Origin of the sequence: Spiroplasma endosymbiont of Zeiraphera isertana, from assembly GCF_964030805.1 — a bacterium.
In the GTDB taxonomy this organism is placed as follows: Bacteria; Bacillota_I; Bacilli_A; order Mycoplasmatales; family VBWQ01; genus Spiroplasma_E.
In genome coordinates this window covers 1,932,373-1,957,640 of sequence record NZ_OZ034965.1, presented here as the reverse complement: position 1 = coordinate 1,957,640, position 25,268 = coordinate 1,932,373, and the positions used below count along the sequence as shown (strand labels likewise).

Here is a 25,268-nt window from a genome sequence, read left to right as displayed (position 1 = left end):
GAGAATGATGTTTCTTTTTACCTGAAAAAAGTAATTTTAGTTTTTTTTAATTCTTTCAATTGGAGTTTCAGTAGCATCAATAGCTAACAAATTATTATTAGTACCTTTATTTTTTGTTAAATCTTTTTTTCCGGGTAAATTAAAAATTCCGCTTTTTGTTAAAATATTTTCAATTAAAAAAATATTACGAATGCAACTAGTATGACTAATATTATATCTTTTTGCAATAACTCTATAACTACTATAGTCTTTTCAATATTCTAAAGTCATTAATAAACGCTCTTCAATTACAATTTTATTTTTTCTACCACCATAATATTTTTGTTTAGACTCAGCAATTTTTAAAATTTCAAGCATTTTATAAAATGTTTGTGGCTTTATGCCGACTAAACTATAAAATTCTTGAACATCTTTATATTTTTTCAACATAATAACTATCACCTTTAATATTAATAATAATCGTTAAATTGTTAAAATTAAAGGTTTTGCACCAAGTCTAATATAGAACTAACACAATTTAATTTTTATATAAGTGTCCTTTTTAATTTTACAATTAAAGTTTTAAAAACTTAATAAATCTAAACCTAAATAGTTAGGAATTTTTAGTTTAGATAATTGTAAAATAATAACTTAAAACACTTGATTATAAATATAAAAAGGTATATAATGTAACCAACAATTAATAATTTAAAGTTGTCTTTTATTTAAAGAAAATTAAATTATAACTATTAACTTTACTCACCCCTAATTTGTTCACTTGTCTACGTAATTAGTGTCCAATAAAGTGTAACCTATCAATACATACTAGAAGCCGTAATCATAAAATGATTAGAAATTCAATATCCAGCTTTTGCTATTAGCATTTTTCCAAAGATAGCTGTTTTTGAAAGACATGAATAACCTTCTTCAACACCAATTTCGGGATATAAAGATAAAAGTGGACTCATTTCTTGATCAGCAGTTCTATTAAATATTGTTCTTCCCTCTTGTCAAATTTTTTCTGCGCCCCATTTTCATAAATTCATTGCTTGTGTACTAATTACCAATTGTACTGGAGTTACTCCAAAATCAACTAAATTATTTAAAGGATTTACTTTATTTCAATCAAATGATCCAATACTAGTAACTGCTACCTGAAATACTCGTTGTACAGTTTTCAAACCAACTGCTGCTGTTAATAAACCAGCTGTTCCAATTATTTTTTAGTATCTGATCATATTAAACTACTTCAACTATTATTAATAGTATTTGCTTCTATATTACTATCTATATCATTATTTATTAATAACTCTTCTTCTTGTGGCATTTTTTCTCTTCTCTCTATTTCTTTATTAAAACATAAAAAACACATTAGTAACAAACTTTACAAAAGTGGTTATAAACCATATTTTGTTAAATTGCTTTTATGTGTTTTAACATTAGTATAAAGGATTATCACTTAATAATCAATAAACTTGGTGCAAAACCTTTAATTTTAACAATTTAACGATTATTATTAATATTAAAGGTGATAGTTATTATGTTGAAAAAATATAAAGATGATCAAGAATTTTATAGTTTAGTCGGCATAAAGCCAAAAACATTTTATAAAATGCTTGAAATTTTAAAAATTGCTGATTCTAAACAAAAATATTGTGGTGGTAGAAAAAATAAAATTGTAATTGAAGAGCGTTTATTAATGACTTTAAAATATTGAAAAGACTATAGTAGTTATAGAGTTATTGCAAAAAGATATAATATTAGTCATACTAGTTGCATTCGTAATATTTTTTTAATTGAAAATATTTTAATAAAAAGCGGAATTTTTAATTTACCCGAAAAAAAAGATTTAACAAAAAATAAAGGTACTAATAATAATTTGTTAGCTATTGATGCCACTGAAACTCCAATTGAAAGAATTAAAAAAAACTAAAATTACTTTTTTCAGGTAAAAAGAAACATCATTCTCTCAAATCCCAAATAATTATTGATATTTCCAATGGAAAAATTATTTCAACTGCTTTTTGTTTTGGAAGCATTCATGATTTTAAATTGCTTCTAAAATCCAAAACTTTTATTCATCCAGAAAAACAAGTTTTTGTTGATTCGGGTTATCAAGGTATACAAAATATTCATAAAAATACATTTTTGCCATTTAAAAAAAGTAAATACAATAAATTAACACCAATTCAAAAAGAATACAATAAAACTTTAAGTAAAATTAGAATTAAAATTGAACACGTATTTGCTAAACTAAAACGTTTTAAAATTTTAAGTTTAAAATATCGCAATAAAATACGAAGATTTGCATTAAGATTTAATTTAATAGCAGGAATATATAATTTTGAATTACCTTAGTTTTGCACCAAGTCTAATATATAAATTCAATAATTTAAAAATATTTATTTGGGTATTTATTATATATTTGTTACAATTATTAAGCATTTATGAAAAGTATTAAGGAGTAAAAAATGACACAAAAAAAACGCATTGTTGTTGGTATGAGTGGTGGTGTTGATTCATCAGTAACAGCAGCACTTTTACAAGCAGAAGGCCATGAAGTTATTGGTCTTTTTATGCGTAATTGAGATTCACTTTTAAATAATGATTTACAAGGTAACAATAATCAAGATATTTGTCCACAAGAACAAGATTATCTTGATGCTTTAGCTGTTTGCCAAAAATTAAATATTAAATTAGAAAGAATTGATTTTGTTAAGGAATATTGAGATAATGTTTTTACTTATTTTCTTGAAGAATTTAAAAAAAGTCGTACTCCTAATCCCGATATTCTATGTAACAAATATATTAAATTCGATGCTTTTTTAAAATATGCACAAAAAAATTTAAAAGCAGATTATATTGCAATGGGGCACTATGCACGAATTAACTACAATCCAATTACTAAACAATATCAGTTATTAAAAGGAATTGATGATAATAAAGATCAAAGTTATTTTTTATGTCAATTAACACAAAAACAATTAAAATATAGTTTATTTCCTTTAGGTAATAAAACTAAAACTGAAGTTAGGGAATTAGCAAAAAAATATAATTTACCAACAGCAACAAAAAAAGATTCTACTGGCATATGTTTTATTGGTAATCGTAATTTTCAAACATTTTTAACAAATTATTTACCAGCTAATCCTGGCAAAATTGTTGATATTAATACCAAAACTACTATTGGTAATCACAATGGTGTTTACTACTATACACTTGGTCAAAGAAAAGGTATTAATCTTTCAGGAATGAAAGTTCCATATTTTGTTGTTGAAAAAAATGTTACTAATAATATCCTTTATGTTGCTGATGATAATGAAAATAAATGACTAATGAATAGCAGTTGTACTGTTAAATCATTGAATTGAATTAATAATAGTACATTAAAAAACTCTTTAAAATGTAATGCAAAATTTCGCTATCGTCAATCTGATATTGCTGTTATTATTAATTTTATTAATAATGATGAAATTAAGGTTGAATTTTCAGAAAAGATACGCGCTATTACGCCCGGTCAAACCGCTGTTTTTTATGATGGTGATATTTGTCTTGGTGGTGGAGTTATTGACCAAATATTTCGCTAATCAATTATTAAAAAACCAATATAAATAAGGAAATTATCCCCACATGTACTAGTGTGGAGGAAAAAATGAATTGAAATGAATTCAATAGCATATTTCAAACTGAAAACGATTGTTTGAAATATATAGCGAAGTTGAAAATAATGAAATGCATCAGGTGTGCTTCTTCTGGTTTGAATAATTCTGATTTGCGAAGAATACGATGTTTGAACTGTAACCAAACATTTAGTATTCTTTATGGAACCATTTTTATAAGTCACAGACCCAAATGACATCTTGGTTTTATCTCATCTTTAGATGAATAAACACAAAGCATGGCATACCAGCAACCGATGTTGCAAGGGAATTGGGTGTGACCTATAAAACAGCTTGAAGAATGTGTCATGAAATCAGGACTAGAATTGGAAATCAAGATGCAGGTTTCATTGTTGGTGGCACAGCACAGATGGATGAAATGTATCTTTCACATTTAGGTTTTAAAAAACAAGGAAGATCCTTGTTGAATAAAACTTTGATTGTTGGAGTTTATGAGAAAACCAGCAACAAACTAATTGTGAAGGTGCTGAAAAATGCAGATGAAAAAAACCTTTTAAGATTTGCATTGAAACACATTTTTACTGAGTGCTGTCTATTTACGGATTCTTGGAAGGGATATGTAAGTTTCAAAAACTTCTATCCCAAACATGAAATCGTAAATCATGAAGTTGGGTATGTGTCACCAACAGGTGTAAACACAAACCAGATTGAATCAGCACGAAAGCACATCCGACGAACTTTCCGAACACACATAAGAGTTTCAAAGCACAATATTCATTTATATGCAAAAGAATCAACATATAAATTCAATAACATACCTAGTTTTGAAACTGTAATTTTGTGTTTAATTTAAATACATGCAGGGATAATTTCCTAGTTAGGCTTTTATCTCCATTTATGTGATAAAATTTAAAAATAGTACATAAAGGGATAAAAGCCATAAATAATAAAATTTTTAATTGCATATTTTTTTATAATTTTCAAGATTCAAAAATTACTATTAAACTATTTTTTTAGTTTTTAGATACTTTTATTGCATTTTCTTTTTTACGTTTTTAAAATATAAAATAACCTATTATTATAAAAGTTATAGAAAAAAACAAAAAGGAGATTTTTAATGAAAAAAATATTAACAATATTAACTACCTTAGCATTTACAATAACTATTGAAAATTGTATTAATAATTTTAACTTAAGCACAATCACATTACAAAATGATTGTTTTAAAAAAAAATAATGTTCATCAAAGCAATAATGATTTTATTTTTTCTGATTTATATAAAAATAATAAAGGTGAAATATATTCAATAACTAATGATGGTATTTATAAATATACTAATGATAAAAATACATTCATAAAAACGAAAGGCATAAATGGATTAATAATAAGTTTAAAATTTGACGCAAAAGATAATATTTATGCTTTAAAAACTAATGGCATTTATAAATGTCTAGTCAATAAAAATGAATTTAAAAAAATGAAAGTAACAACTAATACTAATAATTATTCTTTTACAAATATTAAAATAGATTCATCAAACAATGTATATGTATGATCAAAGAAAGATGGTGTTTATAAATGTCTAGTCAATAAAAATGAATTTAAAAAAATAGGAGGTATCTATTTAAGTCAAGCAGATAATTTTAGAATATGGAATGGCAACACTTTTTAGGAATATTTTTTGGTAGACATTTGTTTTTGATAATTAACTGGAGTTAAGTAGTTTAAAGTGCTATGAATTCGTATGTTGTTATATCAATTGATATAATAGACTTGGTGCAAAACTAAGGTAATTCAAAATTATATATTCCTGCTATTAAATTAAATCTTAATGCAAATCTTCGTATTTTATTGCGATATTTTAAACTTAAAATTTTAAAACGTTTTAGTTTAGCAAATACGTGTTCAATTTGAATTCTAATTTTACTTAAAGTTTTATTGTATTATTTTTGAATTGGTGTTAATTGATTGTATTTACTTTTTTTAAATGGCAAAAATGTATTTTTATGAATATTTTGTATACCTTGATAACCCGAATCAACAAAAACTTGTTTTTCTGTATGAATAAAAGTTTTAGATTTTAGAAGCAATTTAAAATCATGAATGCTTCCAAAACAAAAAGCAGTTGAAATAATTTTTCCATTGGAAATATCAATAATTATTTGGGATTTGAGAGAATGATGTTTCTTTTTACCTGAAAAAAGTAATTTTAGTTTTTTTTAATTCTTTCAATTGGAGTTTCAGTAGCATCAATAGCTAACAAATTATTATTAGTACCTTTATTTTTTGTTAAATCTTTTTTTCCAGGTAAATTAAAAATTCCGCTTTTTATTAAAATATTTTCAATTCAAAAAATATTACGAATGCAACTAGTATGACTAATATTATATCTTTTTGCAATAACTCTATAACTACTATAGTCTTTTCAATATTCTAAAGTCATTAATAAACGCTCTTCAATTACAATTTTATTTTTTCTACCACCATAATATTTTTGTTTAGACTCAGCAATTTTTAAAATTTCAAGCATTTTATAAAATGTTTGTGGCTTTATGCCGACTAAACTATAAAATTCTTGATCATCTTTATATTTTTTCAACATAATAACTATCACCTTTAATATTAATAATAATCGTTAAATTGTTAAAATTAAAGGTTTTGCACCAAGTCTATTGAAGTCATTTATCTCATGAACAATGAGATTGAATAATTTGATTGTCATTGTTAGGTCAATCCGCTTATACTATTTCTCAATTTGCTAAAATTTCAAAAACATCAGCATGATTTAATCGTCAAAAATTTATGAAATCATCACAATTAGCAAAAACACAAAAACCATTCACAAAATTAAAATGTAGAATTGAAATTGATGAAACTTTTATCAAAGAAATTCATAAAGGAAATTTCAAAAATCCAGATGATCCAAGAAAAAAATGAATTGAAGAAAATGCTAAAGATTTAAACTGTTGTATTGAAATGGCAATTGATGAAAATAAAAATATTTATGCTCAAACAACAAATACTAAAAGATTAACAAAAAAATGAGTACAAGAAAATTTAACATCTAAGCTTATCGAAGAAAAATCAATTATAGTTTGTGATATGCAAATACTATATGATACAGTAGCTAAACAAACAAAATGTACTCTCAAGAAATTTAAATCAAAAGAAAATAAAGAATTAAATTATAAAAATTTAAGTAATATCAGTAAAATACAATCAAGTTTAAAAGAATTTATTACTCATTATCATGGCATTGGATTTACCAATATTCAAAATTACCTCAATAGACTTGGTGCAAAACCTTTAATTTTAACAATTTAACGATTATTATTAATATTAAAGGTGATAGTTATTATGTTGAAAAAATATAAAGATGATCAAGAATTTTATAGTTTAGTCGGCATAAAGCCACAAACATTTTATAAAATGCTTGAAATTTTAAAAATTGCTGAGTCTAAACAAAAATATTGTGGTGGTAGAAAAAATAAAATTGTAATTGAAGAGCGTTTATTAATGACTTTAGAATATTGAAAAGACTATAGTAGTTATAGAGTTATTGCAAAAAGATATAATATTAGTCATACTAGTTGCATTCGTAATATTTTTTGAATTGAAAATATTTTAATAAAAAGCGGAATTTTTAATTTACCTGGAAAAAAAGATTTAACAAAAAATAAAGGTACTAATAATAATTTGTTAGCTATTGATGCTACTGAAACTCCAATTGAAAGAATTAAAAAAAACTAAAATTACTTTTTTCAGGTAAAAAGAAACATCATTCTCTCAAATCCCAAATAATTATTGATATTTCCAATGGAAAAATTATTTCAACTGCTTTTTGTTTTGGAAGCATTCATGATTTTAAATTGCTTCTAAAATCTAAAACTTTTATTCATCCAGAAAAACAAGTTTTTGTTGATTCAGGTTATCAAGGTATACAAAATATTCATAAAAATACATTTTTGCCATTTAAAAAAAGTAAATACAATCAATTAACACCAATTCAAAAAGAATACAATAAAACTTTAAGTAAAATTAGAATTAAAATTGAACACGTATTTGCTAAACTAAAACGTTTTAAAATTTTAAGTTTAAAATATCGCAATAAAATACGAAGATTTGCATTAAGATTTAATTTAATAGCAGGAATATATAATTTTGAATTACCTTAGTTTTGCACCAAGTCTAATCAAATAATTCTTTTAATTTTCAAAAAAACTCTTGATGAAATAAAAAAAATCATCAACCTGGCCTAAAATTTGATTTTATTTAATTTTGGGATTTATTTTTTTTACAAACTGAAATATAATGCTTCAGATTTTGCATAAGGTGATATTTTATAATGTTGGTATTTAAATTTTCATAAATTGAGGTAATTTTGAATATTGGTAAATCCAATGCCATGATAATGAGTAATAAATTCTTTTAAACTTGATTGTATTTTACTGATATTACTTAAATTTTTATAATTTAATTCTTTATTTTCTTTTGATTTAAATTTCTTGAGAGTACATTTTGTTTGTTTAGCTACTGTATCATATAGTATTTGCATATCACAAACTATAATTGATTTTTCTTCGATAAGCTTAGATGTTAAATTTTCTTGTACTCATTTTTTTGTTAATCTTTTAGTATTTGTTGTTTGAGCATAAATATTTTTATTTTCATCAATTGCCATTTCAATACAACAGTTTAAATCTTTAGCATTTTCTTCAATTCATTTTTTTCTTGGATCATCTGGATTTTTGAAATTTCCTTTATGAATTTCTTTGATAAAAGTTTCATCAATTTCAATTCTACCTTTTAATTTTGTGAATGGTTTTTGTGTTTTTGCTAATTGTGATGATTTCATAAATTTTTGACGATTAAATCATGCTGATTTTTTTGAAATTTTAGCAAATTGAGAAATAGTATAAGCAGATTGACCTAACAATGACAATCAAATTATTCAATCTCATTGTTCATGAGATAAATGACTTCAATGTAAAAAATGATTTCTTAAAGCATCAAAGCTACTTTTACAATCTTTGCATAAATATTTTTGCTTATTATTCTTAAAACCATTTTTTACACATCAATAAGATTTACAATTTGGACATTGAATTCCTTTTTCTTTAAATTTTTTATCAATTGCATCTAATTTTTCTTTTTTCTCAATTTGTTTAATTCTATTTTTAAAATGTCTAATAATTTTTATAAATTCTTCATCTTTTTTGTTTTTTAAAACATCAATTAATTCATTATTAGTCACAAAAAATCACCCCTGATATAAAAATATTACTTTTAATTTTAAATTAAAAGTAATATCAAGATTTTTTGTGAAAATTAAAAAATAATTCTAATTTTAATTGGATTAATGATCTAAAATTTTTATCATTAATAAATTCAGTTTTGAAAGTTTTAAAATTTGCTTCAGCAACAGCATTGTCATAAGGACAACCTTTTTTGCTTAAAGAGCGATTTATGTTGAATGCTAGTAAAAGTTTATCAATAATTTTATTATTAAATTCATTACCTCGATCGCTATGAAATATTTGAATATCTTTTAAACAGCGATTTGATTGCATAAATGCTTCATATACTAATGATGCATCTTTTTTAGTGCCTACACTATGTCCAATAATTTCGCGGTTAAATAGGTCTATTAATAAACAAATATAGTTTCACTTACCATTTACTTGAACATAAGTTAAATCACTAACAATAACTTCATTTTTAATCCTATTCTTAAAGTTTCTATTAACAAGATTAGTTATTTGACTATCATTGACTTTATTATGATGATTTTTGTGTCTTAATTTAGTGTATTTTTATATTAAATTATGTTTATTAATAATTTCTTTAATTTTTCGTCTTGATAAATCAATTTCTTGGTTTTCTAATATGACTTTTAATCTTCTTGTGCCATAAATTTCTTTATTTTCTTTAAAAGCACTAATAACAGCTTCATCATACATATTATTTTGATTTTTTTCTTTTTTCTTGAAATTAAAATAATATGTTGATTTAGAGAGCTTTAAAAAACGACACATTGTACGAATTTTATATTTACATTTATTATTGATAATAATCTCTATTTTCTGCCTATTATTAGTGCTGCTTGCTTTAAAATATCATTTTCCATTCGTAACTGTTTTAATTCTTTTCTTAATTTAATTAATTCATTTTCTTCAACAGAATGATTATCTTTAGATTTAAAACTACCTGAATTAGTAAATTGCTTAATTCAATTATAAGTAGCTGCTCTTGTAACATTGTACTCTTTAGCAAGACAAGACACTGACTTACCACTTTGATATAAATCTACTATTTGTTTCTTAAATTCGTCGGTATATGAGTTAATATTGGCCATAATTATAGTTCCTTTCTTTTAACTAATTGGTTCACTTGTCTACGTAATTAGTGTTCAATAAAGTGTAACCTATCCAATAGTTCAAGTAACATTATCCTTGACAGTTGTATCAAGTGAAGCTGTTTGTACCCCTTCTCCTTTATCATCTGTTAACCCTAATTGTTTTGATACTTCTACGTTCATGGCTACACCAGCTTTATCACCACAAGCAACAACTGAAGTAGTAGCTGCTGTTGTTAATGTTAATGCACCCATTAATCTTAATATATTTTTCATATTCATATATAGTACCCCCAATAATATGACTTTTGAACTACAAATACAATAACCACAATTTAGAATTGTTTCTAAACACAATATTGAAATGAATCAAATTAACATTATACATCATATTTTACTTTCTACCATCAATATACTTTATAACAATATAAAAAAATATTCATTATTAACACCTTTAATATTACTATAAAAATTTGTCAAAAATAATAAATACTAAAAATGTATTGGTTATTATAACCAATACATTTTTAAACTTTTTTTATTCTTCGTCTTCACGCCATTCGCCTTCTGACATCAATAATTCTTTACGTACATTTTTAGCAATCGTATAATTAGGGTTTTTATCATCACCATTAATTAAAACATTACGTACTAAATAATTTTCAATTTCATTTTGTAGATTTTTTGCAACAAAAGGTCAATCATCTTTCACTCTAAATTCGCTATCCAATTCTTCTTGTAATTTAGGATTTGTAAGCATTCTTTTTCTTTGCATTGGTTTATAATAAGCAAAGTATCAAATTAGAGCAAACGCAATGCTAGCAATTAAATAAACTAATTGTAAAACATTAGAAGTTATATCAGATATTCCTTTTGTAGTATCAGTTCCACCTTTACCAATAAGACTTGCACCCGAAATTAAACCATTGATTAAAGATCTTAATCATTCTTCAAATTGTCAAACTAAGAAAAGTGTTGCTGCAAGTCAAATAATAATTTCAAAAATATTTTTTTTCAATTTCTTTTCTATAGACAGTTTAATTGCAATGGAAAGTACAAAAACATAAATAATAACCATAATAATACCGGCTTCAGAAGTTAATGTTCCATAATTAACAATCGAACTTAAAACTAATTGTCCATCCTTATAAACAGGATGTAACGTATCAACTATTACTCCAATAATATCAGGTAAAATTAATCATACAAAAACTGAAGAAAAAGTAATAATTAAATTTAATCTAGAAGCTTTAAATGGAATGTTATCTTTTGATAATTCTTTATATTTAGGTGAAATATACCCCTCGACAGATAATGGTTCTAAAATAGCACCACTATATAAAGCATTTTGCATTCCAGAATTAGACTTTAATGAAATAGTACAAATTAACATTACAAGGATACCAATTATTCCTAATCATTGTGCATGAGCTTTATCACCTAAAATTTTAAAAATACTTAAGTTGGGATTATCTGAAAAATTACCAGCAACATCACCAATCATAAGGATTGTTACTGCCATATAAAAAATAGTAGATAAAATCATAACAATAACTAATGAACGACTAATATTTTTTTCAGGATTTCTAACATTTTTACCAATTGTTGAATAGGTTTCAAATCCTAAAAAGAAAAAAAAACACATGGCAAAAGCTTGTGAAAAGTTATTGGCAGTTAATTGTTGATGAGAAGTAGTCATATCTCAATTTGAAGTTCCTGCCATCACAAATAATATAATAGTTGCTATTATTAATAAAAAAGTTGTTCCTCATTTTAAATAACTAGAAATATTCACACATTTTTTAAATGCAGCCATTCCTAAAAATAATAAACAAGAAGCTAAACCATAAATTAGAATTCCAATCAAATCTAATCCTAAATGTTGTCATACTCCTCAATTAGCATATAAAAAAGAAGATGGATCAGTAAAGTTAATTCTAATCATTGATACAATTTGTGAACTAACTATAACAGGTAAAGTAGCATACTGTAAAAAAGAAATTAATCAACCTCAAAAGCGACCATAACTACTTCTAACATAAATATAAGCAGCACCATTATTACCTGGATGTACTCTTGAAAGTCTTGAGAAAGCTCAAGCACAAGTTCCTGCAATTAAACCTTCTACTAAAAAAATTCAAATCATATGAGAACCTAAATTTAAACTATCTTTATTAATTAAAATTGCAAAGTTAGCAGTAAAAGTAATTCCAACAGTATAATTAAAACCAAACCAGACTAATTCTGATAAAGTTAATTTATGATTTGTCCTTTCTTTTTTCTTAAAAAGTTTTAACATAATATTCTCCTTTCAATTATAATAATTATATACCTTTAAAGTGATTTCATTAATTAATAAAATAGTCAATAAAATCAAAAAAATAAAAAAATATATGTAATTTATAATAACTAATTTTATTTTAAAATACTACTAATATTTAATTAAATTTTCAAATAATACTAATAAAAAAATAACATTTTTTTAAAAACTATTATTATAATAATGCTACTTAAATAAAAATACTACTTTTTTAATAAGTTATTTTAAAAAATAAGCTTAAACATCTTTTATTCTACATGATAAATAGTGTATTATATAATAATACTTTTAAAAAAATAAAGAAGGAGGTATTAATCATATATGGGAATTACCAAAAAGAAAAAAATTCGTTTATTTCCATTTAAAATGCCAACAGCAATTACAGTCTTATTCTTTATTATTGCTCTAATTATCATTATTTCTTGGATTCCAGGAACAACAGGTAAATGATTAGAAGATGAATCAAAGCCTGTAAGCACTGATAACCCTTGACAAGACGGTGGACCATTAGGTATCATGGACTTATTTTTGGCTCCAATTAAAGGTTTCATTGGTAGCAGTGATATTATTGTTTTTGTTTTAGTAATTGGTGGATATATTGGCATAGTTATGAAATCAGGTGCACTAGATGCAGGAATTGGTCGTTTAGTTAAACGTCTAAACGGAAAAGAAATTTGAATTATTCCTTCAATTATGACTATCCTATCGATTGGTGGAACAGTTGAAGGAATGTGCGAAGAAACTATTCCTTACTATTTAATTATTATTCCAGCAATGTTAGCTGCTGGTTTTGATGTTGTTACAGCTGTATTAATGATTTTATTGGGTGCTGGTGTTGGTGTTATGTTTTCAACACTTAATCCCTTTGCTATTGCTACAGCTTCACAAGCTAGTAGTTTAAATCCTGGTGATGGAATCATCTGACGTTTAATTTGTTGATTTTTAGCAACTATCGGTACTATTGCTTTTGTTATGTGATATGCAATCCGTGTTAAACGTAATCCTGAAAAATCAGTTGTTTTTCACTTACATAGTGAGCATCATGAAGAATTTATTAGTAAAGAAGAAATACCTGAATTTACTAAACGTCGTAAAATTATTTTAGCGCTATTTGGATTAACATTTTTAATTATGGTGCTTTGTATTATTCCATTAGGTAAAATTACAGGAACAACTATTTTTGATGATTTTCACAATACATTAATTAAATATTTTCCATATTTCACAAGTCAAATTAATGCATTTGGTGACTGACACATTGAAATGTTAGCTTTCTTATTTTTCTTTGTTTCAATTATCATTGCAGCAATTGATTGAAAAGGCGAAGAACAATATGTTCGTAATTTTATTAGTGGTTCTTCAGAATTATTAGGTGTTGCTTTAATAATTGCTGTTGCTGGTGGAATTGGCTGATCATTACAAAATTCAGGAATGCAACATGTTGTTGTTGGACAATTGCAAAGTATTGATAAATTACCAAGATTTGCTATTGTTATTATTGGTTTTTTTGCTTTTCTTTTGATTGCCTTTGTTATTCCTTCAACATCAGGATTTGCAAAAGCCGTTTTCCCTATTGTTTCAAAAATAGTAATTCCTTTAGGATTAGGTTCAGGAATGATTACTACTTTTGTTATGGCTAGTGGTTGAATTAATTTATTTGCACCAAGTGCAGGTGTAATGATGGCAGGACTTGCCATTGCTAAAGTTCCCCTAACAAGTTTTTATCGAGCAATTTGACCATATACTATTGGTATTACTGTCTTTGCTTTAATAATGTTAAGTATTGGAACTTTATTACCTCAATCAATATTTTAGTAGAATTTAAAGCACTATGTTAATTAAAACTTTTCTCTAATTAGAGAAAAGTTTTTTTATTTTTTATTTCATTTTTATAAAATTAAACAGCATTTGGGAAAACATTCACTTTCACGATTTGTTTGCGTTTGTTCATTATTTAGTAGACTTAATTGATCATCTGCTAATTCTGAAATTTCTACAATTTCTACAACTTCATCTTCTGGTAAAAAATTTGTTCTAATATTTTATTAATATTATTTCAATCATTTACAAAATTTTCGCTCATTTTACTGTCTCTAATTATTTTCCTAGTAGCAGGATCATATTCTGTTGATTGACAAGAATTTAACAACATTTCTTCAACAAAAGCAGAAACTTTATAAATAATTAATAATTTTTGGTTAATATTATCATCACTTTTTTCTTTTAATTTTCACAAAAAATCTTGATATTACTTTTAATTTTAAATTAAAAGTAATATTTTTATATCAGGGGTGATTTTTTGTGACTAATAATGAATTAATTGATGTTTTAAAAAACAAAAAAGATGAAGAATTTATAAAAATTATTAGACATTTTAAAAATAGAATTAAACAAATTGAGAAAAAAGAAAAATTTTTTAATTTTCACAAAAAATCTTGATATTACTTTTAATTTAAAATTAAAAGTAATATTTTTATATCAGGGGTGATTTTTTGTGACTAATAATGAATTAATTGATGTTTTAAAAAACAAAAAAGATGAAGAATTTATAAAAATTATTAGACATTTTAAAAATAGAATTAAACAAATTGAGAAAAAAGAAAAATTAGATGCAATTGATAAAAAATTTAAAGAAAAAGGAATTCAATGTCCAAATTGTAAATCTTATTGATGTGTAAAAAATGGTTTTAAGAATAATAAGCAAAAATATTTATGCAAAGATTGTAAAAGTAGCTTTGATGCTTTAAGAAATCATTTTTTACATTGAAGTCATTTATCTCATGAACAATGAGATTGAATAATTTGATTGTCATTGTTAGGTCAATCTGCTTATACTATTTCTCAATTTGCTAAAATTTCAAAAACATCAGCATGATTTAATCGTCAAAAATTTATGAAATCATCACAATTAGCAAAAACACAAAAACCATTCACAAAATTAAAAGGTAGAATTGAAATTGATGAAACTTTTATCAAAGAAATTCATAAAGGAAATTTCAAAAATCCAGATGATCCAAGAAAAAAATGAATTGAAGAAAATGCTGAAGATTTAAACTGTTGTATTGAAATGGCAATTGATGAAAATAAAAATATTTATGCTCAAACAACAAATACTAAAAGATTAACAAAAAAATGAGTACAAGAAAATTTAACATCTAAGCTTATCGAAGAAAAATCAATTATAGTTTGTGATATGCAAATACTATATGATACAGTAGCTAAACAAACAAAATGTACTCTCAAGAAATTTAAATCAAAAGAAAATAAAGAATTAAATTATAAAAATTTAAGTAATATCAGTAAAATACAATCAAGTTTAAAAGAATTTATTACTCATTATCATGGCATTGGATTTACCAATATTCAAAATTACCTCAATTTATGAAAATTTAAATACCAACATTATAAAATATCACCTTATGCAAAATCTGAAGCATTATATTTCAGTTTGTAAAAAAAATAAATCCCAAAATTAAATAAAATCAAATTTTAGGCCAGGTTGATGATTTTTTTTATTTCATCAAGAGTTTTTTTGAAAATTAAAAGAAAAATTAGATGCAATTGATAAAAAATTTAAAGAAAAAGGAATTCAATGTCCAAATTGTAAATCTTATTGATGTGTAAAAAATGGTTTTAAGAATAATAAGCAAAAATATTTATGCAAAGATTGTAAAAGTAGCTTTGATGCTTTAAGAAATCATTTTTTACATTGAAGTCATTTATCTCATGAACAATGAGATTGAATAATTTGATTGTCATTGTTAGGTCAATCTGCTTATACTATTTCTCAATTTGCTAAAATTTCAAAAACATCAGCATGATTTAATCGTCAAAAATTTATGAAATCATCGCAATTAGCAAAAACACAAAAACCATTCACAAAATTAAAAGGTAGAATTGAAATTGATGAAACTTTTATCAAAGAAATTCATAAAGGAAATTTCAAAAATCCAGATGATCCAAGAAAAAAATGAATTGAAGAAAATGCTAAAGATTTAAACTGTTGTATTGAAATGGCAATTGATGAAAATAAAAATATTTATGCTCAAACAACAAATACTAAAAGATTAACAAAAAAATGAGTACAAGAAAATTTAACATCTAAGCTTATCGAAGAAAAATCAATTATAGTTTGTGATATGCAAATACTATATGATACAGTAGCTAAACAAACAAAATGTACTCTCAAGAAATTTAAATCAAAAGAAAATAAAGAATTAAATTATAAAAATTTAAGTAATATCAGTAAAATACAATCAAGTTTAAAAGAATTTATTACTCATTATCATGGCATTGGATTTACCAATATTCAAAATTACCTCAATTTATGAAAATTTAAATACCAACATTATAAAATATCACCTTATGCAAAATCTGAAGCATTATATTTCAGTTTGTAAAAAAAATAAATCCCAAAATTAAATAAAATCAAATTTTAGGCCGGGTTGATGATTTTTTTTATTTCATCAAGAGTTTTTGTGAAAATTAAAACTTTTTTCTTTCTGTAATTGCTGTTTATACTTACTTAATTCATCTCATAATGATTTAATATCTTCCTTTTTTGCTGCTATTTTTCTAAAAATTTCTATAATTTCTTTATAATCAAATTTTATTTCAGATAGTAAAGATTTTAAATTCATATTTTTCCCATTTCAAAATAAAAAACCTACTTGCTTAAAACTTAAACAATAGGTCAAAAACTTATATTTTTTTATTTATAAAAATATTATATTTTATTATTTTTATTTTTTTTCAGATATTACTTTATAACAATAAATACTAATATAATTTTAATTTTTAATATATTTTTATTATATTAAAAATTAAAATTATAAGTGTTTTTTGATTTAATTTTACTATTAATAATTTACAAATAAACTCTTAAAGGTTTAAAAAAACCATAAAATTTTTTTTATGTATTATAATAGTGTTAGTGAGTTATTTAAAATAATATGTTTTACATAAGATTATTGAAGATAATTTCTCACATCTATTCTAGATTTAACTGAGGAGGTTAAGAGAAAAATGAGGAATATGAGAACTTTATTAAAGTTATTAGGTGCTAGTGTCATAACAACAGTACCAGTAACTACTGTTATAGCTTGTGGTAACAACAAAGAAGATCAGGTAAAAATATTACTAGATCAAGTATCAATAAATTTAGGTTTAACAAATGATGAAGGAAACGGTTTAAAAACTATTAGACTTGATTGAGAAAAAGATACATCCTTTTTCTGAATTGATAATTCCGATATTTTGGTTACTAAATTATTAGAAAATGAGGTAACTACTGGTCAAGCCAAAGCTAAAGATAAAGACAGTTTCTATTTTTTAAAATCTGTTTTACAACAGAAATTAACATCAGGAACAACACCTAAAGATGGTACTTTTGATGCAGCGGAAGTTGCTAAAATTAAAAATAAAATATCTGATATAAAAGTTTCTACTAGTAAATTTGTAGAACCAAATGATGATGAAAAACTTGTAGTTGGTGATGGGACATATAATTTACAATTCTTTAAAGAAGATGGTAAAACAAATTTAGGGGATAAATATACAGTAAAAGTAATGACTGGAACTGATGCTTTATTTAATATTTTTGCAAGTGATAGTCCTGCTAAGTTAAGTTATAATGAATTTGTTTATGAAGGAAGTTCTATTGAGCATTTCCAAGCGGGTTATAAATTAGAAGAAACTGTTAATAAATGATTAAAAGATAAAACAGAAGTACCATTAATAAGCAAAAGCAGAACTGAAAAAGCTATTAAATTTAATAACTTTGAACAATTAGTTGGTTGAAAAGCAAAATTTAATGTTATAAGTTTTGAAAGAAGAGGAGCATTCCCTCGTCCAAATGATTTAACAGACGGAGATGAACTAACACTTTCTATTGCTTTAGTAAAAAACCAAGAAACTATTTCTTTAAAGTCAACAATAATAATAAGAATAAACAATTAATAGTAAAATAATAATGATATGATTAGCATAAGATCATTATTCAATTTTTCTAAAATATATTAATTAAGGTAATACTAGTCTAGTATTACCTTATTTTTTACTTCAAAATAATATATATTAGACTTGGTGCAAAACTAAGGTAATTCAAAATTATATATTCCTGCTATTAAATTAAATCTTAATGCAAATCTTCGTATTTTATTGCGATATTTTAAACTTAAAATTTTAAAACGTTTTAGTTTAGCAAATACGTGTTCAATTTTAATTATAATTTTACTTAAAGTTTTATTGTATTCTTTTTGAATTGGTGTTAATTGATTGTATTTACTTTTTTTAAATGGCAAAAATGTATTTTTATGAATATTTTGTATACCTTGATAACCCGAATCAACAAAAACTTGTTTTTCTGGATGAATAAAAGTTTTAGATTTTAGAAGCAATTTAAAATCATGAATGCTTCCAAAACAAAAATCAGTTGAAATAATTTTTCCATTGGAAATATCAATAATTATTTGGGATTTGAGAGAATGATGTTTATTTTTACCTGAAAAAAGTAATTTTATTTTTTTTTAATTCTTTCAATTGGAGTTTCAGTAGCATCAATAGCTAACAAATTATTATTAGTACCTTTATTTTTTGTTAAATCTTTTTTTCCAGGTAAATTAAAAATTCCGCTTTTTATTAAAATATTTTCAATTCAAAAAATATTACGAATGCAACTAGTATGACTAATATTATATCTTTTTGCAATAACTCTATAACTACTATAGTCTTTTCAATATTCTAAAGTCATTAATAAACGCTCTTCAATTACAATTTTATTTTTTCTACCACCATAATATTTTTGTTTAGACTCAGCAATTTTTAAAATTTCAAGCATTTTATAAAATGTTTGTGGCTTTATGACGACTAAACTATAAAATTCTTGATCATCTTTATATTTTTTCAACATAATAACTATCACCTTTAATATTAATAATAATCGTTAAATTGTTAAAATTAAAGGTTTTGCACCAAGTCTATTATTTTAATTCTTCGCTATTAACTTTCATTGCTAAAATTTGTTTTAATTGAAATTGTTCATGCACTACTGCTTCAAATTCTAAAACAAAACCTACTTGAAACTTAAGAAAAGCATCATTAACATATTTTTTATTATTAAAAATTAAAAATGCCAATTGTTCAAAAGCATAATTTAAAATTTTATCAGAATTTGGTTCTAAAGAAAGATAACAAAATATTTGTTCATTCCTTAAATATTGCGATATATCAAAACTATTATTTAATTTATCTAATTGTTTTCATAAACATGGTGTTAAAATAATTTTAGCAATACCATTATCACTATACTTAATACCATCTCTTTCGTAAGAAAAACCATTATTAAAAATAATGGTGTTCATTCCTAATTCTTTATAATTAATAGTATATTCGGTTATTAACTCTGCAAAAATATTCTCGTTACCTACTCAATCAGCACTAAATTCTAGATTTTTATTAACAGTAATAATAAGAGCATTTGTTATTTTTTTTACTTCATTGTAAAAATAGTTCTCATTGTTCAAGAATAACAAAAACTATTTCATCAATCAAAGTATATGGCATTGAAGATTCTTCTTTTAATTTTCACAAAAAATCTTGATATTACTTTTAATTTAAAATTAAAAGTAATATTTTTATATCAGGGGTGATTTTTTGTGACTAATAATGAATTAATTGATGTTTTAAAAAACAAAAAAGATGAAGAATTTATAAAAATTATTAGACATTTTAAAAATAGAATTAAACAAATTGAGAAAAAAGAAAAATTAGATGCAATTGATAAAAAATTTAAAGAAAAAGGAATTCAATGTCCAAATTGTAAATCTTATTGATGTGTAAAAAATGGTTTTAAGAATAATAAGCAAAAATATTTATGCAAAGATTGTAAAAGTAGCTTTGATGCTTTAAGAAATCATTTTTTACATTGAAGTCATTTATCTCATGAACAATGAGATTGAATAATTTGATTGTCATTGTTAGGTCAATCTGCTTATACTATTTCTCAATTTGCTAAAATTTCAAAAACATCAGCATGATTTAATCGTCAAAAATTTATGAAATCATCACAATTAGCAAAAACACAAAAACCATTAACAAAATTAAAAGGTAGAATTGAAATTGATGAAACTTTTATCAAAGAAATTCATAAAGGAAATTTCAAAAATCCAGATGATCCAAGAAAAAAATGAATTAGACTTGGTGCAAAACCTTTAATTTTAACAATTTAACGATTATTATTAATATTAAAGGTGATAGTTATTATGTTGAAAAAATATAAAGATGATCAAGAATTTTATAGTTTAGTCGGCATAAAGCCACAAACATTTTATAAAATGCTTGAAATTTTAAAAATTGCTGAGTCTAAACAAAATATTATGGTGGTAGAAAAAATAAAATTGTAATTGAAGAGCGTTTATTAATGACTTTAGAATATTGAAAAGACTATAGTAGTTATAGAGTTATTGCAAAAAGATATAATATTAGTCATACTAGTTGCATTCGTAATATTTTTTGAATTGAAAATATTTTAATAAAAAGCGGAATTTTTAATTTACCTGGAAAAAAAGATTTAACAAAAAATAAAGGTACTAATAATAATTTGTTAGCTATTGATGCTACTGAAACTCCAATTGAAAGAATTAAAAAAAACTAAAATTACTTTTTTCAGGTAAAAAGAAACATCATTCTCTCAAATCCCAAATAATTATTGATATTTCCAATGGAAAAATGATTTCAACTGCTTTTTGTTTTGGAAGCATTCATGATTTTAAATTGCTTCTAAAATCTAAAACTTTTATTCATCCAGAAAAACAAGTTTTTGTTGATTCAGGTTATCAAGGTATACAAAATATTCATAAAAATACATTTTTGCCATTTAAAAAAAGTAAATACAATCAATTCACACCAATTCAAAAAGAATACAATAAAACTTTAAGTAAAATTAGAATTAAAATTGAACACGTATTTGCTAAACTAAAACGTTTTAAAATTTTAAGTTTAAAATATCGCAATAAAATACGAAGATTTGCATTAAGATTTAATTTAATAGCATGAATATATAATTTTGAATTACCTTAGTTTTGCACCAAGTCTATTGAAGAAAATGCTAAAGATTTAAACTGTTGTATTGAAATGGCAATTGATGAAAATAAAAATATTTATGCTCAAACAACAAATACTAAAAGATTAACAAAAAAATGAGTACAAGAAAATTTAACATCTAAGCTTATCGAAGAAAAATCAATTATAGTTTGTGATATGCAAATAATATATGATAAAGTAGCTAAACAAACAAAATGTACTCTCAAGAAATTTAAATCAAAAGAAAATAAAGAATTAAATTATAAAAATTTAAGTAATATCAGTAAAATACAATCCAGTTTAAAAGAATTTATTACTCATTATCATGGCATTGGATTTACCAATATTCAAAATTACCTCAATTTATGAAAATTTAAATACCAACATTATAAAATATCACCTTATGCAAAATCTAAAGCATTATATTTAAGTTTGTAAAAAAAATAAATCCCAAAATTAAATAAAATCAAATTTTAGGCCGGGTTGATGATTGTTTTTATTTCATCAAGAGTTTTTTTGAAAATTAAAAGAAATTAATAGTATTAATCATTTGTTAATTACTAACAAGTATGCTCTTGATATAATTGCTAACTTTTTAAAGGAAAATAAAACTTTAATTGTAAAATTAAAAAGGACACTTATATAAAAATTAAATTGTGTTAGTTCTATAATTAAGAAAAGAAAGGAATTAGCGCAATGTATAAGTATCTGAGTATTGAATCAATAATAGCGATAAAAGAATATAAAAATTATGGATTTTCGATTCGTAAAATAGCAAAAATTGTTGATTATAGTAAATCAACCGTACATAGAGTTTGTAGATTATTAAATAAAAACTTATTGCCATTAGAAATATTGAATCAATTTCAAAAAAATAAACAAAATGCAGGCAGAAAATTAATAATTTTAACTTTAACATAAATTAATAGTATTAATAATTTGTTAATTACTAAAAAGTATGCTCTTGATATAATTGCTAACTTTTTAAAGGAAAATAAAATAAAAAATATTTCAACAAAAAAACTTTATATAACATGTTTAAAACAAATCGAATGGGTTTTGATGAAAATAACTTATTGAGAAAAGGCAAAAATAAATCTCACAAACAAAAAGAAACTAGGGGCAAAATTAATAATTGTAAGTCTATTCATGAAAGAAATTTAATCATTCCTAATATTAAAAATATACAAGAATTTGGTCATTTAGAAGGTGATACTATCATTGGCAAAGATCATAAAAGGTCTATTATTACTTTGGCTGATATATGATCAAAAACCACAATTCCTTTAGTAACTCAAAATCATAAATCAGAAAATATTACGAAAAGTATAATAAAATTTATTTCAAAGTTACAAAAAGGAACAGTTAAAACCATTACTTTTGATCGTGGTAAAGAATTTAGTAAATGAAGATTAATCGAAAAAATTTGTAATGTCAAAATTTATTTTGCAGATCCTGGTAAACCTTGCCAAAGGGGTTTAAATGAAAATAATAATGGTATTTTAAGAAGATATTTACCAAAATCTACAGATCTATCTTCATATAAACAAAAAGATTTAAATTTTATAGCATTTCAAATTAATTCTACACCCAGAAAATCGCTCTCTTATAAAAGACCAATAGATTTAATACAATTATTTTAAAAAACTGTCCCATTTATATTTACAACTCAGGTATAAAAAAGAAAAGAAATTTTTTTAAAAAATAACTTAATTTACAAGTATTTTTGCATATTAAAGTTATATTGTAAAATATTTGGTTTTCATATATTATTAATTCAAAATCTTTATTGGTTTTTAAATTAACTTATTATTTTTAAGCGAGGTAAAAAATGAAAAACTTAGTAAAATTATTATCGATCTTAACAATATCAACACCAATACCATTATCAGTTGTTGCTTGTGATAATAACACAACACAAAAAACAGAATTAAAAGATAAAATTACTAAACTAACAACAAATATTACTGTAGATGTTAATAAAAGTAATAAAAAATTAGATACATTAATAAATAATACAATAGAAGTTAAAAACTTAAATCCAAAGTTAGGTAACCCTGTAATTAAATATTTTAGTGATAAAGAAGCTAAAAATGATATAACTACTAAATTACAAAAAGTTGGTGATTTATATATAGTTATTACTAGCAATAGTAATGATTTTAATTATCAAGGTTCAACAGCGCCAATTAAAATAAATATAAAAGAACAATCTGATAAAACTGATTTAAGTACTATTACTCAATTAACTGGTTTAGACATTATTGCTAATCCAATTAAAAGTTATAAAGAATTAATTAGTAATATAAATAGTTTTGATGAATTTAAGTCAATACCATTAGCTGCTGGTTATCAACTTCAATTTTATAACGAAAATAATGAAGAAATAACAAACAATAAACAAGAACTTGAAAAAGTATCTAAAATAGTTGTCAAAATAAGTAGTAATTCAAATGATCCAAATTATCAAGGTTCAACAATGATTGATATAACTAAACAAACAATTATTTCAGATATTGATATGCAAAATTATTTTGCAAAGACAACTTTGCCATTCGCTTCATGAGCACCAGCAACTTCAACTAAAGCAACAATGAATAAACAAGAAGCAGTAACAGATGTTATAAATAAATTAAAAAAATTACAAAAAGATTCAGAATTAGCTGTTAAAGTTTTATTAAAAGGTATGTATAAAGAAAAAATTGATTTTAATAAGCTTAGAAATGAAAATGAAATTTATGATAAAAATGAAAAGCCAGTACCTAATGATTGATTTAAAGATAAAGAATCAGATAAAGAAGCAAATGTATTGATTTTTTATGGTAATACAGAAACTGGTTATTTTTATCCTATAAAAATAAATATAAATTAATTTATTAAAATTTATGATAAAAAATAAACTCTCGTTTAATTCAAAGAGAGTTTTTATTATTTAAACTTTTTTATTTTTTTCTTTTAAATTTTGATGTTTATAGAACATTCTATTTTCAATACTTGCAATACGAGCAGTTGATTCACCAACATTAATATTAACCAATGCTTCATTAATTGCATAGATTTTTGCATCTAAGTTATCTAAATGATGTAAAATTTCAGCTTCTATTGTTTTTGGTAAGACAGGTGAACCATATTCATATTTACCATGACTAGCTAATATTAGATGCTGTAATAAAACTACGATTTCTTCTTCTAAGTTAATATTCAATTCCTTACAAGCGAGTGTAACTTGCATTGCGCCTAATGAAATATGACCAATCATTTTACCTGATAGTGTATATGAACTAATAGGATTATTATTTAATTCAACCATTTTTCCATAATCATGCATAATGATTCCTGCATATAATAGTTCACTATTAATATTACGATCATTATAAAGTGCTACTACTTGTTTTGCCATTCTTAACATTGTTACTGAGTGTCATAATAAACCGCTTTGAACAGCATGATGCATTTTAACTGCTGCTGGTCACTTCTTATAATCATCAATATTTTTTTTATTAAAACATTGGATTAATACTTTTTTTAAAATTGGATTTTTAAATTCCTTTATTGTTTGACTAATTTCAGTTCATGCTTCAATAATATTAATTGGTGCTTGTGTAAGTAATAAATCATAATATTCACTAGGATTAGTAATAATAGTTCAATTATTAATTTTTATTTGTATTTCATTATTATAATTAATGCTATTTGCTTCAATTTTAATTACTTGTCCTATTGTTAATTGTTCAATAGTTTCTTTGCTTACGTCTCAAATTCTTGCTGAAATTGTCCCAGTTTTATCTTGTAATTGTAAGTTTAAATAATTAGTATTGTTAGAAGCAACACCTTGAATTACTCGATTAATAATTACTACTAAACTTAAAACATTATTAGGTTTAATATCTTTAATTACAGTCATTTTTTAGT

At 23.6% G+C, this 25,268-nt stretch carries 36 protein-coding genes and 2 pseudogenes; 21 read left to right on the top strand and 17 right to left on the bottom strand.

Annotated features, from left to right (window positions below):
- Window positions 1-36: 36 nt before the first annotated feature.
- Both AAHM78_RS13740 and AAHM78_RS13735 read right to left on the bottom strand, forming a co-directional pair.
- Window positions 37-429, bottom strand: a complete 393-nt coding sequence (locus tag AAHM78_RS13740; RefSeq protein WP_342253565.1) for a transposase family protein — start codon at window positions 427-429, stop codon at window positions 37-39.
- Window positions 430-791: 362 nt separating this feature from the next.
- Window positions 792-1,160, bottom strand: a complete 369-nt coding sequence (locus AAHM78_RS13735) for a hypothetical protein (protein ID WP_342253564.1) — start codon at window positions 1,158-1,160, stop codon at window positions 792-794.
- 359 nt (window positions 1,161-1,519) lie between these two features.
- Here AAHM78_RS13735 and AAHM78_RS13730 point away from each other — a divergent pair, with 359 nt between their 5' ends.
- The 6 genes from AAHM78_RS13730 (at window position 1,520) to AAHM78_RS13705 (ending at window position 5,272) form a co-directional block, all read left to right on the top strand.
- Complete coding sequence (locus tag AAHM78_RS13730; protein ID WP_342253563.1) at window positions 1,520-1,912, top strand: transposase family protein; 393 nt, start codon at window positions 1,520-1,522, stop codon at window positions 1,910-1,912.
- 50 nt (window positions 1,913-1,962) lie between these two features.
- Window positions 1,963-2,337 carry a transposase family protein gene (locus AAHM78_RS13725; RefSeq protein ID WP_342255196.1) on the top strand — a complete coding sequence of 125 codons (375 nt, stop codon included), beginning with the start codon at window positions 1,963-1,965 and terminating at the stop codon, window positions 2,335-2,337.
- A 113-nt stretch (window positions 2,338-2,450) separates the two neighbouring features.
- Window positions 2,451-3,566 carry a tRNA 2-thiouridine(34) synthase MnmA gene (gene mnmA / locus AAHM78_RS13720; protein WP_342253562.1) on the top strand — a complete coding sequence of 372 codons (1,116 nt, stop codon included), beginning with the start codon at window positions 2,451-2,453 and terminating at the stop codon, window positions 3,564-3,566.
- A gap of 170 nt (window positions 3,567-3,736) precedes the next feature.
- Window positions 3,737-3,868, top strand: a complete 132-nt coding sequence (locus tag AAHM78_RS13715) for a hypothetical protein (RefSeq protein ID WP_342253561.1) — start codon at window positions 3,737-3,739, stop codon at window positions 3,866-3,868.
- A complete protein-coding gene (locus AAHM78_RS13710; protein ID WP_342253560.1) occupies window positions 3,832-4,452 on the top strand; it encodes an IS1595 family transposase in 621 nt (206 codons plus the stop codon). The genes AAHM78_RS13715 and AAHM78_RS13710 overlap by 37 nt, the downstream gene beginning before the upstream one ends.
- Window positions 4,453-4,813: 361 nt before the next feature.
- Complete coding sequence (locus AAHM78_RS13705; RefSeq protein ID WP_342253559.1) at window positions 4,814-5,272, top strand: hypothetical protein; 459 nt, start codon at window positions 4,814-4,816, stop codon at window positions 5,270-5,272.
- Here the strand turns inward: AAHM78_RS13705 and AAHM78_RS17215 are convergent.
- From AAHM78_RS17215 to AAHM78_RS13695, 3 genes and pseudogenes are all read right to left on the bottom strand, one after another.
- Window positions 5,269-5,382, bottom strand: a complete 114-nt coding sequence (locus AAHM78_RS17215; protein ID WP_425289744.1) for an IS3 family transposase — start codon at window positions 5,380-5,382, stop codon at window positions 5,269-5,271. The genes AAHM78_RS13705 and AAHM78_RS17215 overlap by 4 nt on opposite strands.
- Window positions 5,383-5,384: 2 nt before the next feature.
- Window positions 5,385-5,750: pseudogene (locus AAHM78_RS13700) on the bottom strand (transposase family protein).
- Between the two features lie 59 nt (window positions 5,751-5,809).
- Window positions 5,810-6,202, bottom strand: a complete 393-nt coding sequence (locus AAHM78_RS13695) for a transposase family protein (RefSeq protein WP_342252835.1) — start codon at window positions 6,200-6,202, stop codon at window positions 5,810-5,812.
- Window positions 6,203-6,258: 56 nt separating this feature from the next.
- Between AAHM78_RS13695 and AAHM78_RS13690 the strand changes: the two genes are divergently transcribed.
- From AAHM78_RS13690 to AAHM78_RS13680, 3 genes are read left to right on the top strand one after another with little or no spacing between them, the layout of a single operon-like run.
- On the top strand, window positions 6,259-6,924 hold the full coding sequence (locus AAHM78_RS13690) for a hypothetical protein (RefSeq protein ID WP_342253558.1): 666 nt from the start codon (window positions 6,259-6,261) through the stop codon (window positions 6,922-6,924).
- A 33-nt stretch (window positions 6,925-6,957) separates the two neighbouring features.
- Window positions 6,958-7,350 (top strand): transposase family protein, encoded by a 393-nt coding sequence (locus AAHM78_RS13685; RefSeq protein WP_342252838.1) that lies wholly within the window; start codon window positions 6,958-6,960, stop codon window positions 7,348-7,350.
- Between the two features lie 50 nt (window positions 7,351-7,400).
- A complete protein-coding gene (locus AAHM78_RS13680) occupies window positions 7,401-7,775 on the top strand; it encodes a transposase family protein (protein WP_342254611.1) in 375 nt (124 codons plus the stop codon).
- 119 nt (window positions 7,776-7,894) lie between these two features.
- On the opposite strand, the gene AAHM78_RS13675 is transcribed toward AAHM78_RS13680, so the two are convergent.
- The 6 genes from AAHM78_RS13675 to AAHM78_RS13650 all read right to left on the bottom strand — a co-directional run bounded on the left by AAHM78_RS13675 (window position 7,895) and on the right by AAHM78_RS13650 (window position 12,254).
- Entirely contained in the window at window positions 7,895-8,854 is a 960-nt protein-coding gene (locus AAHM78_RS13675; protein ID WP_342253557.1) for an IS1595 family transposase, read from the bottom strand.
- Window positions 8,855-8,897: 43 nt separating this feature from the next.
- The gene (locus AAHM78_RS13670) at window positions 8,898-9,308 is read right to left on the bottom strand and encodes a DDE-type integrase/transposase/recombinase (protein ID WP_342255195.1); all 411 of its coding nucleotides are present in this window, start codon (window positions 9,306-9,308) and stop codon (window positions 8,898-8,900) included.
- A 105-nt stretch (window positions 9,309-9,413) separates the two neighbouring features.
- On the bottom strand, window positions 9,414-9,635 hold the full coding sequence (locus AAHM78_RS13665) for an IS3 family transposase (protein WP_342253556.1): 222 nt from the start codon (window positions 9,633-9,635) through the stop codon (window positions 9,414-9,416).
- 41 nt (window positions 9,636-9,676) lie between these two features.
- Entirely contained in the window at window positions 9,677-9,955 is a 279-nt protein-coding gene (locus tag AAHM78_RS13660; RefSeq protein WP_342253555.1) for a transposase, read from the bottom strand.
- A 69-nt stretch (window positions 9,956-10,024) separates the two neighbouring features.
- Window positions 10,025-10,237, bottom strand: a complete 213-nt coding sequence (locus AAHM78_RS13655; protein WP_342253554.1) for a hypothetical protein — start codon at window positions 10,235-10,237, stop codon at window positions 10,025-10,027.
- Between the two features lie 256 nt (window positions 10,238-10,493).
- Window positions 10,494-12,254: an APC family permease gene (locus AAHM78_RS13650; RefSeq protein ID WP_342253553.1), complete on the bottom strand. Its 1,761-nt coding sequence runs from the start codon at window positions 12,252-12,254 to the stop codon at window positions 10,494-10,496.
- Between the two features lie 342 nt (window positions 12,255-12,596).
- Between AAHM78_RS13650 and AAHM78_RS13645 the strand changes: the two genes are divergently transcribed.
- Window positions 12,597-14,090: a YfcC family protein gene (locus AAHM78_RS13645; RefSeq protein ID WP_342253552.1), complete on the top strand. Its 1,494-nt coding sequence runs from the start codon at window positions 12,597-12,599 to the stop codon at window positions 14,088-14,090.
- Between the two features lie 187 nt (window positions 14,091-14,277).
- On the opposite strand, the gene AAHM78_RS13640 is transcribed toward AAHM78_RS13645, so the two are convergent.
- Entirely contained in the window at window positions 14,278-14,511 is a 234-nt protein-coding gene (locus AAHM78_RS13640) for a hypothetical protein (RefSeq protein WP_342253551.1), read from the bottom strand.
- 65 nt (window positions 14,512-14,576) lie between these two features.
- Here AAHM78_RS13640 and AAHM78_RS13635 point away from each other — a divergent pair, with 65 nt between their 5' ends.
- The 3 genes from AAHM78_RS13635 (at window position 14,577) to AAHM78_RS13625 (ending at window position 16,675) form a co-directional block, all read left to right on the top strand.
- Window positions 14,577-14,726 carry a hypothetical protein gene (locus tag AAHM78_RS13635; protein ID WP_342253550.1) on the top strand — a complete coding sequence of 50 codons (150 nt, stop codon included), beginning with the start codon at window positions 14,577-14,579 and terminating at the stop codon, window positions 14,724-14,726.
- 43 nt (window positions 14,727-14,769) lie between these two features.
- Window positions 14,770-15,729 carry an IS1595 family transposase gene (locus tag AAHM78_RS13630; protein ID WP_342253549.1) on the top strand — a complete coding sequence of 320 codons (960 nt, stop codon included), beginning with the start codon at window positions 14,770-14,772 and terminating at the stop codon, window positions 15,727-15,729.
- Window positions 15,730-16,033: 304 nt separating this feature from the next.
- Complete coding sequence (locus tag AAHM78_RS13625) at window positions 16,034-16,675, top strand: transposase (RefSeq protein ID WP_342253548.1); 642 nt, start codon at window positions 16,034-16,036, stop codon at window positions 16,673-16,675.
- An 18-nt stretch (window positions 16,676-16,693) separates the two neighbouring features.
- Here AAHM78_RS13625 and AAHM78_RS13620 read toward each other — a convergent pair whose 3' ends face one another.
- Window positions 16,694-16,915 (bottom strand): hypothetical protein, encoded by a 222-nt coding sequence (locus tag AAHM78_RS13620; protein WP_342253547.1) that lies wholly within the window; start codon window positions 16,913-16,915, stop codon window positions 16,694-16,696.
- Window positions 16,916-17,300: 385 nt separating this feature from the next.
- Between AAHM78_RS13620 and AAHM78_RS13615 the strand changes: the two genes are divergently transcribed.
- A complete protein-coding gene (locus AAHM78_RS13615) occupies window positions 17,301-18,233 on the top strand; it encodes a hypothetical protein (protein WP_342253546.1) in 933 nt (310 codons plus the stop codon).
- Window positions 18,234-18,367: 134 nt separating this feature from the next.
- Here the strand turns inward: AAHM78_RS13615 and AAHM78_RS13610 are convergent, their stop codons facing one another.
- The 3 genes from AAHM78_RS13610 to AAHM78_RS13600 all read right to left on the bottom strand — a co-directional run bounded on the left by AAHM78_RS13610 (window position 18,368) and on the right by AAHM78_RS13600 (window position 19,807).
- Entirely contained in the window at window positions 18,368-18,733 is a 366-nt protein-coding gene (locus AAHM78_RS13610) for a transposase family protein (protein WP_342255194.1), read from the bottom strand.
- Window positions 18,734-18,792: 59 nt separating this feature from the next.
- Entirely contained in the window at window positions 18,793-19,185 is a 393-nt protein-coding gene (locus AAHM78_RS13605; protein WP_342253545.1) for a transposase family protein, read from the bottom strand.
- 70 nt (window positions 19,186-19,255) lie between these two features.
- The gene (locus tag AAHM78_RS13600; protein WP_342253544.1) at window positions 19,256-19,807 is read right to left on the bottom strand and encodes a hypothetical protein; all 552 of its coding nucleotides are present in this window, start codon (window positions 19,805-19,807) and stop codon (window positions 19,256-19,258) included.
- Window positions 19,808-19,930: 123 nt separating this feature from the next.
- Between AAHM78_RS13600 and AAHM78_RS13595 the strand changes: the two genes are divergently transcribed.
- From AAHM78_RS13595 to AAHM78_RS13560, 7 genes and pseudogenes are all read left to right on the top strand, one after another.
- Window positions 19,931-20,503, top strand: a complete 573-nt coding sequence (locus AAHM78_RS13595) for an IS1/IS1595 family N-terminal zinc-binding domain-containing protein (protein WP_342253543.1) — start codon at window positions 19,931-19,933, stop codon at window positions 20,501-20,503.
- Between the two features lie 33 nt (window positions 20,504-20,536).
- The gene (locus tag AAHM78_RS13590) at window positions 20,537-20,677 is read left to right on the top strand and encodes a hypothetical protein (protein ID WP_342252823.1); all 141 of its coding nucleotides are present in this window, start codon (window positions 20,537-20,539) and stop codon (window positions 20,675-20,677) included.
- Between the two features lie 17 nt (window positions 20,678-20,694).
- Entirely contained in the window at window positions 20,695-20,928 is a 234-nt protein-coding gene (locus AAHM78_RS13585; RefSeq protein WP_342253542.1) for a transposase family protein, read from the top strand.
- Window positions 20,929-20,978: 50 nt separating this feature from the next.
- Window positions 20,979-21,353 carry a transposase family protein gene (locus AAHM78_RS13580; protein ID WP_342255193.1) on the top strand — a complete coding sequence of 125 codons (375 nt, stop codon included), beginning with the start codon at window positions 20,979-20,981 and terminating at the stop codon, window positions 21,351-21,353.
- Window positions 21,354-21,407: 54 nt separating this feature from the next.
- The gene (locus AAHM78_RS13575) at window positions 21,408-21,794 is read left to right on the top strand and encodes a hypothetical protein (protein ID WP_342253541.1); all 387 of its coding nucleotides are present in this window, start codon (window positions 21,408-21,410) and stop codon (window positions 21,792-21,794) included.
- 258 nt (window positions 21,795-22,052) lie between these two features.
- Window positions 22,053-22,999: pseudogene (locus AAHM78_RS13565) on the top strand (IS30 family transposase).
- A 188-nt stretch (window positions 23,000-23,187) separates the two neighbouring features.
- Window positions 23,188-24,228: a hypothetical protein gene (locus AAHM78_RS13560; RefSeq protein WP_342253539.1), complete on the top strand. Its 1,041-nt coding sequence runs from the start codon at window positions 23,188-23,190 to the stop codon at window positions 24,226-24,228.
- 60 nt (window positions 24,229-24,288) lie between these two features.
- Here the strand turns inward: AAHM78_RS13560 and AAHM78_RS13555 are convergent, their stop codons facing one another.
- On the bottom strand, window positions 24,289-25,260 hold the full coding sequence (locus AAHM78_RS13555) for a 3'-5' exoribonuclease YhaM family protein (RefSeq protein WP_342253538.1): 972 nt from the start codon (window positions 25,258-25,260) through the stop codon (window positions 24,289-24,291).
- Between the last annotated feature and the right edge of the window lie 8 nt (window positions 25,261-25,268).